This window comes from Ectopseudomonas oleovorans (assembly GCF_003052605.1).
Classification (GTDB): Bacteria; Pseudomonadota; Gammaproteobacteria; order Pseudomonadales; family Pseudomonadaceae; genus Aquipseudomonas; species Aquipseudomonas oleovorans_A.
In genome coordinates this window covers 1-14932 of record NZ_QASO01000037.1, presented here as the reverse complement: position 1 = coordinate 14932, position 14932 = coordinate 1, and the positions used below count along the sequence as shown (strand labels likewise).

Annotated in this window: 15 protein-coding genes and 1 tRNA gene; all 16 read right to left on the bottom strand. The window is 62.6% G+C overall.

Annotated elements, in window-relative coordinates; translation table 11 throughout:
- Window positions 1–100 precede the first annotated feature (100 nt).
- Window positions 101–541: a single-stranded DNA-binding protein gene (locus tag DBO86_RS06550; protein ID WP_008267200.1), complete on the bottom strand. Its 441-nt coding sequence runs from the start codon at window positions 539–541 to the stop codon at window positions 101–103.
- Between the two features lie 73 nt (window positions 542–614).
- A complete protein-coding gene (locus DBO86_RS06545) occupies window positions 615–1142 on the bottom strand; it encodes a DUF3158 family protein (RefSeq protein WP_033990597.1) in 528 nt (175 codons plus the stop codon).
- Window positions 1139–1924 (bottom strand): PFL_4669 family integrating conjugative element protein, encoded by a 786-nt coding sequence (locus DBO86_RS06540; RefSeq protein WP_108233278.1) that lies wholly within the window; start codon window positions 1922–1924, stop codon window positions 1139–1141. Before DBO86_RS06540 ends, DBO86_RS06545 begins: the two co-directional genes overlap by 4 nt.
- 317 nt (window positions 1925–2241) lie before the next feature.
- A complete protein-coding gene (locus tag DBO86_RS06535; RefSeq protein WP_108233277.1) occupies window positions 2242–3486 on the bottom strand; it encodes an STY4528 family pathogenicity island replication protein in 1245 nt (414 codons plus the stop codon).
- Between the two features lie 3 nt (window positions 3487–3489).
- The gene (locus DBO86_RS06530) at window positions 3490–4050 is read right to left on the bottom strand and encodes a DUF2857 domain-containing protein (RefSeq protein WP_008267477.1); all 561 of its coding nucleotides are present in this window, start codon (window positions 4048–4050) and stop codon (window positions 3490–3492) included.
- 15 nt (window positions 4051–4065) lie between these two features.
- Window positions 4066–5658, bottom strand: coding sequence for a ParB family protein (locus DBO86_RS06525; RefSeq protein ID WP_108233276.1), 1593 nt, complete (start codon window positions 5656–5658; stop codon window positions 4066–4068).
- Window positions 5651–5899, bottom strand: a complete 249-nt coding sequence (locus DBO86_RS06520) for a hypothetical protein (RefSeq protein WP_012205954.1) — start codon at window positions 5897–5899, stop codon at window positions 5651–5653. The genes DBO86_RS06525 and DBO86_RS06520 overlap by 8 nt, the downstream gene beginning before the upstream one ends.
- On the bottom strand, window positions 5883–6758 hold the full coding sequence (locus DBO86_RS06515) for a ParA family protein (RefSeq protein WP_012205953.1): 876 nt from the start codon (window positions 6756–6758) through the stop codon (window positions 5883–5885). Before DBO86_RS06515 ends, DBO86_RS06520 begins: the two co-directional genes overlap by 17 nt.
- Window positions 6759–6800: 42 nt before the next feature.
- On the bottom strand, window positions 6801–7013 hold the full coding sequence (locus tag DBO86_RS06510) for an AlpA family transcriptional regulator (RefSeq protein ID WP_014603611.1): 213 nt from the start codon (window positions 7011–7013) through the stop codon (window positions 6801–6803).
- A gap of 118 nt (window positions 7014–7131) precedes the next feature.
- Entirely contained in the window at window positions 7132–7887 is a 756-nt protein-coding gene (locus tag DBO86_RS06505) for a hypothetical protein (protein WP_108233275.1), read from the bottom strand.
- A 564-nt stretch (window positions 7888–8451) separates the two neighbouring features.
- Window positions 8452–10380 carry a tyrosine-type recombinase/integrase gene (locus DBO86_RS06500; RefSeq protein WP_014596114.1) on the bottom strand — a complete coding sequence of 643 codons (1929 nt, stop codon included), beginning with the start codon at window positions 10378–10380 and terminating at the stop codon, window positions 8452–8454.
- 240 nt (window positions 10381–10620) lie between these two features.
- Window positions 10621–10694, bottom strand: a tRNA-Gly gene (locus tag DBO86_RS06495).
- Window positions 10695–10767: 73 nt separating this feature from the next.
- Window positions 10768–11655 (bottom strand): alpha/beta fold hydrolase, encoded by an 888-nt coding sequence (locus DBO86_RS06490; protein ID WP_108233274.1) that lies wholly within the window; start codon window positions 11653–11655, stop codon window positions 10768–10770.
- A 392-nt stretch (window positions 11656–12047) separates the two neighbouring features.
- Window positions 12048–12740, bottom strand: coding sequence for a pseudouridine synthase (locus DBO86_RS06485; protein ID WP_108233273.1), 693 nt, complete (start codon window positions 12738–12740; stop codon window positions 12048–12050).
- A gap of 3 nt (window positions 12741–12743) precedes the next feature.
- Window positions 12744–12947 (bottom strand): cysteine-rich CWC family protein, encoded by a 204-nt coding sequence (locus DBO86_RS06480; RefSeq protein WP_108233272.1) that lies wholly within the window; start codon window positions 12945–12947, stop codon window positions 12744–12746.
- A complete protein-coding gene (locus DBO86_RS06475; RefSeq protein WP_108233271.1) occupies window positions 12947–14413 on the bottom strand; it encodes a sensor domain-containing diguanylate cyclase in 1467 nt (488 codons plus the stop codon). Before DBO86_RS06475 ends, DBO86_RS06480 begins: the two co-directional genes overlap by 1 nt.
- Window positions 14414–14932 lie beyond the last annotated feature (519 nt).

Genomic DNA, 14932 nt, shown 5'->3' with positions numbered 1-14932 from the left:
TTTCGGGAGCGCGTGGAAGCCGGTGGACGTAGATGGAGCTATCCCCTGGGGATAGCTCACGGGTGCATGGAGCTGCGAACAGTGGCCGGCCCATGCCGGGTCACTTCCTACGCCGCGGCTCTTTTGGCACAGCCGGTTCCTGGGCGGCCTGGGGCTTTGCCTCCGCATCCTGCGGCTTCGGGCTGAGGGTCACGGACTCGATGCGAAACGGCAGGATGCCGACGCTACGCGCGTTGATCTGCCAGGTCTCGCGCGGCTGATCTTCGTTGTCCGTCCAGGGCTCGCGCTCCATGCGGCCGACGACCAGGACGCGCATGCCTTTCTGGTAGAGGTTTTTCCAGTGCGCGGTGTCGCGGTGCCAGATTTCCACGGGCGCCCAGAAGCCACCGCGATCCTCGAAGTCGCCGCCTTTGGTGGGAACGGGGTTGTCGAAATACACGTTCAGCCGCAGCAAGCGCCGCGGCTCGTCGTTGCCGTTGGGGAACTCCCGGTATTCGGGCGGGGAGCCAATGTTGCCTTCGCCCCAAAAGTGCGTGCTCATGTTGCAATCTCCATGGTGGTTGAAATACCCGTGCCGCGTCGGCTTCGGGCGCGTGCTGGGGTGTCCGGTGTCATCACCGATCACGCATTCCAGGTGGGATGGACTTGAGCCTGCGCAGGTAGGCGTCTTCCGCCTCGGCCGCCTTGCTGGCGCATTCCTGTGCCTGCCTGCCCAGGGTGTGCAGCAGACTGATCTGCATGTTCAACGTGATGCGCTGAAGCTCGATCGCGTGCAGATCGGCCAGCAGGTTGACCGGCGTGCCGGTGCTCACCATCAATTCCTGCCACAGCGCCACGCCCATGGCTGAGCGGTCGTGTTTGCGCCAGCGCAAAAACGCCGTGCCTGCGCCAGTGCTCTGCTGGGCCAACTCCACGGGCAGCAGGTGGAAGGGATGCCCGACTGCCTGTTGCAGCACCTGCCGCTGCGTCAAGCCAATCAAATCGTCGCGCATGGCGAAGCACTGGCTGGCCCAGGCCTCAAGATCCCCCTTACCCTTAAAAGGCTTTAAAAGGCCTTTTAGAGAGGCCGCGTGTTCCAGCTTCATGAAGGCAGCCTGTTGCAAGCCCTGGAAGTAGCGAGGTTCGCGGTTCGGATCGCTCATGCCTGCTCGTCCTCGTCCTCGCCGGCGCTGATTTCGGGTGCTGCGCCAGTGGCGGGTTCGTCGTTGGGGGCATGCGCTGCAGCAGGACTCTCGACACGCTGTTGCAGGCCACGGCGCACGATGGGCGGTGCGAACTTCGAGCGGCGCGTGCCTTCCAGCACGTCCTCCGGCAGTTCGCCGAATTTCTCCAACGCCGCCCGTGCTGCGGCGTTCTTTGATACGAAGTCGTCGCGTGTACAGCCCGAATAGCGGTATTGCTGGGCCAGCGAGAACAGGCTGCGCAGTGCATGGGCACCCTCGTTGAGCCAGCGCTCCAAGGTGCTGCGGTCGATGAGCGCCGTGTGGTGGGCGAGAATCAGTTTGCGGGCGATGTCGTCGTAGTCGGCCAGCAGATAGACGGCGGCAAAGCCGAGCTGCGCATTGACGAACAGCGGCAACTTGACGGGCTGAACGTTGAGGTTTTCGCCCAGGCTGAGTGCCGGCGGCACGCTCGCCAGCGCCTGATCCACCTGCTCGCGCAGCGATTGCAGCGTGGTCTTGGTCTGGTCGAGCTTGACCTCGATGCGCAGCATCCACCAATCCGAGTACGGGTCGTCCTGCTCCGAACCACGCCGCATCTTGTTCATTTGGGCGATGTAGCCGTTCAGGCCGACGATGCCCGGTCGCCCCTCGGCAGCGGCACGGCCATGCCAGATGCGCGAGGCGTGGTGGGTGTGAAGCGTCAGCGACATCGCGCTGCGCAGGGAGCCGAGATTCAGTTGCAGAGGTTCATTGGTTGCCATGGTGTCCGCTCGTTGTGTGGAAAGGAGCGGTCAGCTTCGGCAGGAAGCGGAAGGCCGTCAGTCAACAAACCGAAACCTGCCAGACCCCGGTTCAGCGCGTGGTGGCCGCCTGCGGCGCGAGCTATCCCCTGGGGATAGCTCCATGGAGCGCCAACGAACGCTGCAGGTCGGGATCGGGGCGGACAACGCCGATACTGCGGCAGATGTTCGAGGCCAAGCTTGCGACTGCACGGCATCCGCCCCAACGGTGGAACTATCCCCAGGGGATAGCTCTACTGGCATCCATGGGCATCCACTTCACCGCCTTGTCGGTCGGCTCACTTGCTGGCGAGCAGATCTCGCAGTCGCTCGATGTGCTGCCTGGCGACTTCTGGTGGCACCGGCTTACCCTGCGTTTGGGGTGGTGGTGCGGGTGGTGGCCGTTCGTTTGGCTGAGTGGGTGCCGGTGGCGGGTCTTTCTTGGCCCAGGCATTAAACTCACCGTGGATGGCCCGCTGGATGATGCCGAACAGATACCCTGCGGGATTGCGGATGCCGTGGTTGCTACAACGCGCTGCCCATTCGTCCAGCACGTCCTGCCTCAGCGAGGGATCAACCTGCTGCAATGCCACCTTGGCACCCGCCTGCTGTTCCGCCTTCAGTTGTGCAAAGCGCTTGGGCCATTGCAGATCGCCCAGCGCGCGCGCCTGCGCAGTAGTACGTATTTCATTAATACAACTACTACGTACTGTACGGGCCTGCTTCGGTTTCAGAAGAGAGACGTCTGGCGCGGGTTTCGGCCCTGCTTCGGAATCCGTAGTGGGTCGTTCACGATTCCGAAGAAGGCCCGGAGCCCCTTCTTCGGAATCGTGAATGGCGTCCTCCTGTTGATAACTATCGCTGGCCGTGGGGTTCTGGTTGGCGAGACGTTCGGCCATCACCTGCAACCGTGACGGGAGGGTGCGTCCGGCCAGTAATGGGTCTTCGCCGATTTCCTTGAGCGTGTGCAGGCCCACGATCTGTACGGCCTTGGCAGAATGGCCGAGCGCCTGGCTGACGAGTTGCAGGTAGTCCGGGTCGAGCTGCATGGCCTCGAACGGTGTCAGAGGTTCGTCGTGCAGCACGTACAGATTGCCGAGGATGCGGCCAGTCTTGGGGTCACGCCGTCGCCTCACCAGGCTCAGCCAGCGGGTCAGGCGCATCAGTGTCAGCGCCCGTGCCACGGTTTCATGCGAGGCCTGGCCTGCGCAGGGCATGGACGCCAGCCAGGGCCGCAACTGCTCGTAGGTGGGAAATGCGGTCACACCATCGTCGTTGAGCATCAGCCGGAACACTTGCCAGGCGTTTCGTTCCAGCGGTGTCAGGCGGCGGTCGAGGAACAACTTGCGTGGCACCGTCTCGTGCCGGTTGCCACTGAACAGGAAAGCATCGCCGGAGGTAGGCGTGGGCGACTGTGCCGGTGTAGACGCAGGTGCGCTGGGGGCGGGCTTGGGCGCAAGGTCTTTCAGCGCAGCATCGAACAGCTCTGCGAGTGCGATGGGGCCTTGGCGTCGGACTCGTGGTGCGGTGTCGTCCACGGCCATGACTCAAGCCAATCCCTGATCGACCCAGCTCTTGATCGAGGCCCAGACCACCGACAGAGGCAGCGACATGCCTTCGGCCAAGTCCATGGCGGCATCGAGGATGGAGGTTTCGTCTTCGAGATCGACCGTTCTGCTGTTGGTCACGGCCTTCCATTGCCGCCACAGCTCCGTGTCCTGCTCCTCGTCCAGCACGGGGTGCCGGCCCTTGCGCTTGGGCAGACCGAGGATTTCACGGCGAAGCGCCACTTCCTGATGCGTCAAGCCATAGAACTTGCTGACCATCTCCGTGCTCGCGCCCAGCCTGAGCATGCGATCGACTGTGGCGATTTCCTTCTCCACGTCCTGCGCCTGCTGGAGCAGCCGCCGCAGCACTTCGCGGTTGACCGTCACTGAGCACCAGGAGACGTTGGCGTTGGCCAGCACGCTGATCAGCGCGGGATGCTTGAGGGCGTCCAGCTCTGCCTCGCCAAACCCCATCAGTTTGCAGCGGCGCAGTTGCCCATTGCGCAGGTCATAGAGGGCCTGGGCGATGACAGCCTGGTTGAGTGGGTGTGCTGTGGACATGCTGGCCTTCCTCGCTTAGGTTCCAGAGTCCGCAGTGCCGGCTTCGAGATCGAGCAGGCGGCGGGCCAGTCGCAGCAGGCGGAACAGCTTGACCAACGCGGTGTCGCTCAATCTTCGGGTTACGTCGCCCTGGCCGTACAGCAGCGCCGGCAGGTCGATGACGACTTGCCCGTTGTCCAGACCGACGTCGGCGGGCTGCTGACCGGCCAGGCAAGCCAACAGCGTATGGACGGCACGGCCCTTTGGCGCCAGGCTTGAGGTATGGGCACGGCAGGCGAAGCCGATACCGTCTGGGCGGTCATCGATGCACTCGCCCAGGTCTGCCTCGACCGCAATCTCGCGGGCGAACTGCGCGACGTGGATGCGCAGGTGCTCGGGTGTGTCCAGGCCGGGGGCGATGTACCAGACATCCGAGATCGGATAGAGCCCGCCAGCCTGCACCGGGATGGACTGCAAGACGTTCGCCGAGAAGTCGCGCGGCAGTGTATCGCCCAACTGGTCGGCGACCATGCGCTGGATGGACTCAAGCCGTTCGGTTGTCGGCGCCGGGGAGACGATGTGCTCTTGAAGCAGGCTGCCATCCGTGTCGCTTTTGCCCGTTGATGGCGTTGCCGCAGGCTTCGCGGCGGGTGGCGCGGTATCGACAGGTGGGCGCGCGATGGCCTCTGGCTCTGGCAAGGCAGGCGGTGTCGAGGGCGGCGTCGGCTCGCTGACCAAGGCACGCTGGCGGCTCTCGGATTCGGTCATGTCCAGAGCGAGCACGTCGTAATCGACGTCCAGCAATTCGGCCATCTGGCCGATCAGTTCGTCCTGTACGCGCTGCGTAGAGAACTCGTCGGCCTGGACATCGAATTGCGACAGCACTTCCTGAAAGAACTCGTCGAAGTCCTGAACCAGTGAGCGGCCTTTGGCGTAATGCTCCCAGGTGCGCTCGCAGGCCTTGCGCATGACCGACAACCGCTCGACCTGGTGACGCCCCAGGCCGGCGTAGAGCACGGTCGGGATTGCGGGCAGCAGGTAGCGTACGGCGTCGGCCATCCGGCTGATGTGCGATTGCTGCACGGGGTATCCGTCGGCGGCCAGGCGGCGAGCCAGCTCGGACTGGCTCAGGGTGGAGCGGATTTCCAGTTCGTAGAACTCGCGCGCTTTCTCGACGCCCAAAGCGCGCTCGATGAAGGTGAGGCCACCGCGCAGTTCGTTTTCCGCAAGATGCCCGGTGAGCGCGACGATCTCACCACGCTCGGGCCACGGGCGGAACAGGCATGAGACCCGAAAAAAGCGTTCGTCCTTGGTCTCCGACCAGAGTTCGCGCAGGATTGCCAGTCGCGTGTTGCCGCCATTGCGGATGATGTAGTGATCGTCGCCGGGCCGCCGGGTGATGGCCGGAGCCGCGTCCAGGCCACGCTCGCGGATGGATGCCTTGATTTCCTCGTACACCGGATTGCGCTTCTTGCGCGGGTCGTGGTCGTAGGGGTGCAACTGGTCGAGCGTCACGACCATGGGCGTGTCGGCGATCGGGTCGCTCAAGGTCGTTGCTGACGGGCCGCTGCGCTCGAACCCGGACGCAAGCAGTTTGCCGGCCATCTGCTGGGAGGTGATCTCAGTCATGGCCGCCTCCCTGCGCTTGGGATCGGGTCTCGCGCTCGGCACGACGGATCTGCGCACGGGCGTTGAGGGCTGCCCGGTGATCGCTGGCCGTCGAACTGGTGTAGATCGCGGCGCAGCCTGCCTTGGTGAACTTGAGGTGACCGCCCGCCGTGCGCTTGACGTGCCAGCCTTCGCCGACGGCGAACTCGATCAGGGCGCGCAGCCGGCTGTGGCCTCGGGCCAGTTCATGTGCGTTGGCCATGGGGCCTCCTGGTATCAAGAGGCTGTGGCGGACGGCCGGACACTGCGGCAAATCGATCCTGCCACTGCGGGAGCAATTCGCCGGCAAGATCGCGCATGGTGGCGAGCGCGGCGGGAGCGACTCTGCCCACTGGCTGGCGGTACTCGACCCGATGCACCGGCAGACCGCGCGTCGCGGCACGCGGATAAGCCTCAATGGCCGGCACGTCGGTGGCCAGAACCCGAATGCCGGTGTGGCCCTGGAACAGATCGCGCAGCGCCTGCTGGATCAGACGGGCGTTGGCGGACACCGGATGGACGCGGTTGATGAGCAGGTGCAGCGGCGGCGGCTCGATACCCAGCTGCCGGTACGGCGCAATGTCCGCCAGCAACTGCATGGTGCCGCGCCGCAGTTCGCGGGCGGCGAGGATTTCCGGGGTCACTGGCGACAGCGCGAGGTCGGAGGCCAGCACCGCCATCTCCAGCAGCACCGAGCGCGCGCCCTGGGTGTCGATCAGCACCAGGTCGTAGAGGGGGTTCAGTATCGGCAGCAGGTGCCGCAGCCGCAGTCGCCCGTCTGGCGCGTGCAGCAGCAAAGTGTTCAGTTCGCCTCGGTGGTCGTTGGAGAGCACCAAGTCCAGGCCCGCGATGATCGTGCGGGACACAAGCTGGCCAAGGTCACGCTCGTTGAAGGCCAGCAATTCATAGATACCGCCCGGCGCACGATGGGCCAGCTCGTAGTAGGAGGACAAGGTGGGCTGCACATCAAGATCGAGCAACAGCACGCGCAGCCCGGCGTCCGCAGCGAGACCGCCCAGGTTTGCGGCCGTGGTGGTCTTGCCGACCCCGCCTTTGGTTGAAATGATGGATACGACCTGCATGGCGTTCTCCGTGTCAGGATGGAAAGTCCGCGGGAGAACGGGTCAGGCCCTGTTGTTGACGCGCTCGTCGATCCACTGATCGATTTCGATGGAGTCCCAGCCCACGGCGCGCACGCCCAGACGCAGCGCCTGCGGGAACTGGCGTTTCTTCATCAGGTTGTAGATGTGGGCGCGCTTGAAACCGGATTTCGCTTCGACTTCTTCCAGGCGCAGGATGCGGCGCTCGTTTGGCTGCAGTACAGGTGTTTGCGACATGGCGGTCACTCCTGAACGCTCAGTAGCGTTTGTTGGCGTGACCTCTATTCAATAGACACGGCTGCGAAAAGACATTGCAAATGCAATCTCCGCGACTGCACATACAAGCTGGCAAATCTCAGCGGGAGGCGCTACGCAGCCGGCGCCTGGCGGTGGCGAACTTGCCGTTCAATGTCCGCTCCGCGATGCCCATGGCACCGCTGTGATGGGCGACCAGCGCGCTGACCACGGCCTCCTGCGTCTTGAAGCTGGAGTACGGCGTGCCCGATGGCGACTGGCCGAGCATCAGCTCCAACAGGCCGCCAACGATGTTCAGGTAGGTGGCCTCGGCTCGATCACTGATCGGACACTGCGCGCATGCCGGAATCACCGTGGGCTGCTTGAGCAGCGCGTCATGCTTGTCCTGCAACTCGCGAAGCTGACGTTTGGTCTGTTCCAGGACGGATTTCAAAGCCTGGCGTTCGACCAGCATGGCTTGCCCTGTTTCCAGAGAGATGAAGGGATGGGTGATGCGCTCGCCGCGGGAGAAGAGAAAGCCGGGCCGCTGCTCGGGGTAGTGCTGGCGCATCCAGCACTTCAGATCGACATGACGTACCGTCAGATCAGGCGATTCGATCAACGCGGTGTCGCGTGTCGTGATGCCATGCTGCCCGAAGGGCAGTTCCCCGTTGAGGATGCCGTCATAGATGCGGTCGGTGTACAGCCGCAGTTCGCCCAAACGCGGGCAGTCCAGCGACTGCGGCAGATCCATAGGCGACGAGACCGAAGCCAGGATCACCTGCTCGTATCGCAGCAGTCCGGCCCAGCGGATGGACGCTTCGAGCGGGCGGTAGAACACCTTTGATGTTGGTGCATCATTTTTGTTCTCGTGCATGCTCCGTCTCCTTCCAGGAGAAGAACTACAGGGCCGACTGCTTTTGCAGCCGTCCTCATGGTCGGCCTGTTGTCCGCGCAAGACGCGAGTGATGACGCCCGCTTTTGATGACTTCTGATCAGTTCGCGCAACGAGTAGGCGTTGTGTGCTCGATGTGCAAAAATCCATCGGGCACAAGAAAACCGAGCGTCTGTCGCGGCTCGACAGTGACGCTTGCGCTATCAGGATCGTGAGAAGTGGCTGCTCTCGCAAAACCGTATCGGTATGGTCTGATGCGCCAGCGGTTTCAAAAAGCGGCGAACGCTCGGAATCTATTGATCGGGGCTTGAGATTGGCAACGAAAATCCGCTGGTGTCATATCCGATCGAGATACTGATATAGCGAGATAGCATTACCGAGAAGTCGCCTATGGTGACTGCCGAGCGCTGATCCGACGCTAAACGCTGCCTGCCAAAACGTGGAAATTGCGAGTTGGCCGCGCAGAAGACGGATGGGCGGCCATGCGAAGCGATCGACGTTCCCTCCTTTGACCTTGACCGGACGGTGCTGCCGCCCGGCCTCAGCTCAACGGGCGACGGGATCTTCGGGCATATCAACCAACATTGCCGTTTTTACCAGGCGCTCTACAGTCTGCCTGGCCAGCACCGGAGACGCCTCCGATTGCTCTGCAAGCTCATCGGTTTCTATGGCATGTGCGGCGACCAGTCGAGCTGCAAGATGCAGGTTGGTCGGATCGACGGCCTCGATGACTGGACACTTGCCCAGGGCATCGTATGGCCGTAGCAGTGCGTGATAGATGTGCCAGGTGTCGATACCGCGCGGCACCAGCTTCAGGACAGCCTGAATCAGCTTGCGCTTGATGGGGTCGAGTTGCCAGTCCGGGACGCGCTGCCCACGGTGACCCAGATGGATCGACAGGAGATTGCCGGCCTGAATCTCGTAAGTGATCCAGCGGCGGGACTTGCCAACCAGCTTGGCGTAATCGGCCACCGACAGGTTGTGGGATGCCTCGAATATCTCCAGCAATTGCAAGCGCTCGCGCTGCACCTCTGACAGCGTGGGTCGCGCGTACTCGGGCAGATGCACCGCCGAAAGTCGATAGACGGAAGCTGGAACCGCTGGTGCATCGGGTGCAGGCGCAACGATCAACTGAGGGGCGTTTGGATTCAGGGCGGGCGGCTGCGCTGCCGCCTGTCCGGCGATTGTGGGCAGGCCCTGCAACGTGATGGTCAAGTGCGTGCTGGCAACTTCGACCTGATTCTGCTCGAACAAGTCCAGCCGGTCGGCCCAGTCCTGCATCATGACGCGGCGTTGCTCGACGTACTCGGCGTGGTTGTAGGTCGCGCTGATCCGATCCGGATCGGCATGCGAAAGTTGGGCGTCTACCCACTTGGGCGGATACCCCAATTCATTGAGCGCAGTCGAGATGGTGGCGCGAACGCCATGCCCAGTGAGTTGGTCTTCATAGCCCATACGCTTGAGCGCGCCATTGAGCGTGTTCTCGCTCAGAGGGTTTTTCAGGCACCAATCACCGGGGATGAGATACACCTGTGCTGGCTTCAGATTTCCCAGCAAATGACGAACGACCTCTTGTGCCTGCAACGACAGTGGCACGATGTATGGCGGGATGTCGGCGAAACGCTGGCGCTTCTTCTTGGTGAGCTGCTTGCGTTGCTTGAGCCTGACAACCGGGATGATCCACAGACCGCGCTCCAGATCAAACTGATCGGGCGTGGCGTAGCGCAATTCACCGGTGCGCACGCCCGTGAGCAGCAGCAGACGTAGACCCAGTTGCGTATTCAGGCGACCGCTGTACTTGCGCAACGTCTGCAGCATTGCCGGCAGCTCGGGCATGCGCAAAAAGGGATTGTTCTCCACCGGGGGCAGCGGCATCGCCACCACGTCCAAATCCTTGGCCGGGTTGTCGCCCATGTTGGGCACCACCACCGAGGCGTAGGTGAATAGCTGGCTGAACCAGGTGCGCAGCTTCTCGGCCACCGACAGCGAGCCACGCTTTTCCACTCTGCCGATGATGTCCAGCAGGTGGGCGCGGGTGACGTCGTAGATGGTCAGGTGGCGCAATACGGGAAACACGTCCTTGGCGAAGACGCGCCCGATCTGCTTGGGCGTACTTTGGCGGCCCTCATTTTCCAGAGAGAGGCTGCGGTGGGCCAGCCATTTGTCGTAGATGGCCTGGAAGGTGTGCTCGCCCGCCAGGACGATGGCGTGGCGCTTGCGCTTGCGCTCCGAATGCGGGTTGATGCCCTTGGCCAGCATGGCCCGGGCCTCGTCGCGCAGATTGCGAGCGTCTTTCAGGGAAAGCGCGGGATAGCCACCGAAGGACATGCGCTCGCGCTTGCCGCCCCAAGTGAAGCGGAAGTGCCAGGCCTTGAAGCCGGTGGCGGAGATGTAGAAGTAGAGACCGTCGAAATCGACAAGCGAATACGCCTTGCCGGTCACCTTGGCCTGTCGAACCTGGAGGTCTGAAAGCATGAGTCCAACTCCTGCGAAGCGAGTTGGATGCCATGTTCCCGACGGAACCCCGGCTCCTCCAGCAACAATACGGTTTTGGGGACCTCCGTATTGCCAGTGTACCGCTCAACGTACCAGTTAGAACCGGCTGGGAGTGGATTTCGCTGGATGCCAGTGGATTGAGATCAGGTAAAAATCTCAATCCTGACAATGACTTACGACGTTCCCTGGCGTTCGGTGGAAGTCCCTGGAAAGTCGAAGTGGAGCGGGTGATGGGAATCGAACCCACGGCTCTAGCTTGGGAAGCTAGGGTATTACCATTATACGACACCCGCAGCGGGTGCCTTTATACCGGAACCTGCGGTGGAAATGAAGCGCAAAGCGCATTCGCTTTGCGCGTGGTGCCCGTCATACCGCCATCGCCTGCAGTTCGCGCAGGTCGCCTTTGGCGGGCAGTTGCAGGCGTTTGCTGGGGGCATTGAAGAAGTCCAGCAGCACGCGTTGGCTCTGCAGCCAGGCGGCCTTGTGTTCCATGTCGAGGAAGTGGCCGGCGTCGTCGATCACGGCGAACTGGGCGTGGTCGATGTGCTGGGCGAACAGGCAGGCATCTTCCACCGAGGTGTACTCGTCACGCTCGCCGTTGACGAACAGCAGTGGGATGTCGATGGCCTGCAGGCATTCCATGCGGCAGTGCGCTTCCATGCTCAGCACCTGCTTGATGTGGGCGTACATCTGCCGGTATTCGTGTTCGTCCAGGGTGCTGACGTGCTTGTGGTTGAAGCGCTTGAACAGCGACGGCAGGTGCTTGCCTATGGTGCTGTTGACCAGCAGGGCGATGTTGTCGCGATCCACCGCGTTCAAGAAGCGCAGGCCCTTGTGCAGGTAGTCGAGCATCGGCACGTTGAGGATCGGCGAGAAGGAGCAGATGGCGGCCTTCTCCAGCGTCGCCGGGCATTGGGCCAGGGCGAGCATGGAGGCGACGCCGCCCCAGGAGAAGGACATCAGGTAGTTGGCGCTGTAGTGGTCGATCAGGTGCAGCAGGATCGCCGCTTCGTCTTCCTTGGTGATAGGCGTGAAGTCCGTGTTGTGTGGCTTGGACTGGCCGGCATAGGGCAGGTCGAAAGCCACCACGTTGAACTGTGGCTGCAGGTATTTGATCGTTTGCGCGAACGAGGCGGTGGTCGCCAGGGAGCCATTGACCAGAATGATGCTCTTGCTTGCGGCCGAGTTGCTGTAGAACTCCGTGTGTACCTTGTGCTTCCTGTTGATCTCGACGACTGCGGTTTCTGGCCTCATGTCGTTTCCTCCTGGCGCAAGTGAGCGTGGCGAGCGGGCGACCGTTCGCGCTGGATTGAGCAGTTAGAAAAGCGCCTGAGCGTGACAGCATGATGTCAGGCTGGAGATTTTTATAAGTATAGGAATTTCAAGCAGTTAGGATCGAAACAGGCGAGCGCTCCAGGCTTTTTCAGGGCCTTGGAGAGGGCGGTGTTACCAGGCAGGAATCCAGTCGGCGCAGAGCGCCAGTAACTGAAAGAGCACATCGTTGTCGCGTGGTGACCAATTGGTCATCTAAAGACTTGTGGTTCGATTCAAGCAGCTAGCTTGCAGCTACGCAAGGGTAAGTCACATTTTTATCGTGCTTTATGGCTGCCGTTGGTCGGCTCGTGTTTGTTGCTGCGTGGGAGGGGTCAGACGCTGGCGATTTCCGCCTCCGTCAGAGCGCGGTACTGGCCGGGGGCGAGTTGCGGGTCGAGGACGATTTCGCCCATGCTTTCGCGGTGCAGGGCGACGACGCGATTGCGGAAGTGGCCGAACATGCGCTTGACCTGATGGTAGCGACCTTCGAACAGGGTCAGCCGGGCTTGGTGGCTGCTCAGTACCTCAAGCTGGGCGGGCAGGGTGGTGAGGTCTTCGAAGGCGAAGTACAGGCCTTGGGCGAAGACCTCGGCGTACTCGGCGGTGATCGGCTGTTCGGTGGTGACGTGGTAGACCTTGGGCTTGCGCTGCTGTGGCTGGGTGATGCGCCGCGACCAGCGCCCGTCGTTGGTGATCAGCAGCAGGCCGCTGGTGTTCAGGTCGAGGCGGCCGGCCAGGTGCAGGTCGTGCTTGTCCGGTTCGTCGAGCAGATCGAGGACGGTGCGGTGTTCGTCGTGCTCGGTGGCACTGACCACGCCGACCGGTTTGTGCAGCATCCAATAGCGCGCGCTACGTCCGGCTTGCAGCAGCTCGTCATCCAGCTCGACGCGCTGGAAGTCGCGCACCTCATGGTGCGGGTCGTGAACCACCGCACCGTCCACACGCAGGCGGCCGGCGCTGATCAGCAGGCGGCTGTCCTGGCGGCTGAAGCGGGGGAAGTTGCTGAGGAAGCGATCCAGGCGCATGGCTCAATCGCCCTCGCGGGGCTCAGTGGCTTTCAGCGCTCCAGCGCAGGCTGGGCACAGGCAGGCCTGGTCACGTTGCTCGGGCGTCAGGCGCTGCAGCGTAGCCGGGTCGATCTGCGCGTCGAAGCACCAGCAGGGTTCGTCACGCCCGGCGGCGACGCTGCACTGGTTGCTCTTGCCGCATAGCAGGCAGTGTTGAGTATCCATCAGAGATCGAGGCAGACGCGGTCGCGCCCGGCCTGCTTGGCACGGTACAGCGCGCGGTCGGTGCGGCCGAGCAGGGCGTGCAGGCTCTCACCGGCGTGCCACTGGCTGAGGCCAAGGCTGACGGTGACCTGCAGGCTCTGGCCTTCGACTTCATGGCGCTGTTCGGCGCAGTGCTGGCGCAGTTTTTCGGCCAGGTCGTGGGCGGCCTGGCGGTCGGTGTTCTTCAGCAGCAGGATGAATTCCTCGCCACCCCAGCGGCAGAGAATGTCGGACTGGCGCAGCGTGCCGCGCAGTTGCTGGGCGAAATCGTGCAACACCTGGTCGCCGGCGAGGTGGCCGTGCTGGTCGTTGATCAGCTTGAAGTTGTCCAGATCCAGCAGTACGGCGCACAGCGGGCTGCTGTCGCGCTGCGCTTCCTGCAGGGCCTGTTCGGCGAGGATGTCGAAGCCACGGCGGTTGGGCAGGTCGGTGAGGCTGTCGGTGGTGGCCAGGGCGGCGATGCGCTGCTGATAGCGTCGAATCGCCAGGCTCACCAGGGCCAGCACGATGGCGGTGATCAGCAGGCACAGCAGCAGGTTGATGTAGAGCCCCTGGCGGATGTCGGCCATGGCCTTGTCCTGCTTGTCGACGAACAGATACCACTCCAGCTCGGGGATGTAGCGCACATTGAGGAAGTGCTCGCGGCCCTGCTCCTGGTATTCGAACTGGCCGCTTTGTGGCGTGGGCAGTTTTTCCATCAGGCCGTCGAGACCGGGCACGTCGGCCAGTAAATCGCCGGCCTGGGCGCCCATCGGTCCGCCTTGGGCGCTGGTGAGGGTGATGCGCCCGGTGGTGTCGACGAAGTAGACGCTGCGCTCATAGCGCGCCTGATATTCGTCGATCAGCTTGACCACGGCATCGACCGCCAGGCCGACGCCGGTGGCACCGATGAAGCTGCCGTCGTAGTCGAGCACCTTGTAGTTGATGAAAATGGTCAGGCGGTCGGCGTTGGCCAGGTCGACGTCGACGTTGATCTCGTAGGGTTCCTTGAGGTCGCGTACGCGGTAGTACCAGACATCGCGCGGCTCTTCCGGCTTGACCTGCTTGAGCACGCCCTTGGCCTGGTAGTAGGTGCTGGTCTTGTCGGAGACGAAGAAGCTGGTGAAGGCGCCGTAGTGCTCCTGCACTTCACGCAGGTAGCGGGTCATCTGCCCGGTGTCTTGTTCGCCGGCCAGCACCCAGTCACGCAGGAAGGTGTCACGGGCCATCATCGAGGAGATAAGGATGGGGCGCACCAGGTTCTTCTGGATTTCCGAATAGACGGTGTCGGAGGTCAGCGGCAGTTCGGTGTTGATGATGCTGTTACGGATCGAGTCGCGCGAGGCGTAATAGCTCAGCAGCGAGGTGGTGAGAAAGCCGCTACCGAGCAGGAACAGGAGCAGTAACACCAACGAGGTTTGCGTGTGCCGTTTGGGGCGCAGGGACATGGGTGAATCCGGGAGCGGGCTAATGGCGTGATGCTAGCTTGCCGGAAGGGGATAGCGCCAGTTGTGATCATGATCGGTGCTGTATGTGGGGAGGATGAAAGTTGGGGTTATGCCAATCCGGCGAGGCGAGCAAAGTAGCCTTGCGTAGGAGGTCCGCCCCGGGGCGAAGCTTTGCGCGCCCGCGTCAGGCAGGTTCGCGGCGGGGCGCCGCTCCTACAGGTTGGGTGTATCGACATTTGACCGGGTGGCTGGTTTTCCCGGATTGCATCCGTATATGGACTCCTCCCGTTTTGCCAGTGAAATAATCTGCCTCTGAACCTAGGTACGACTGCTTCCGTATATTCGACTTCTGATAAGGCGTTAGCCTTGAGCCATGATGAATTTCGCTCCTGTGCGCCTAACCGGGCTAGCGGCCTTGCAAAGCAGAGGGCCGATGGATGCAGCAGGTTACACACAGGTCGGTGCGACCGGTTCGTCATCAGTTCATGTCACTGTGCAATCGAGTGGATCTCTACTACG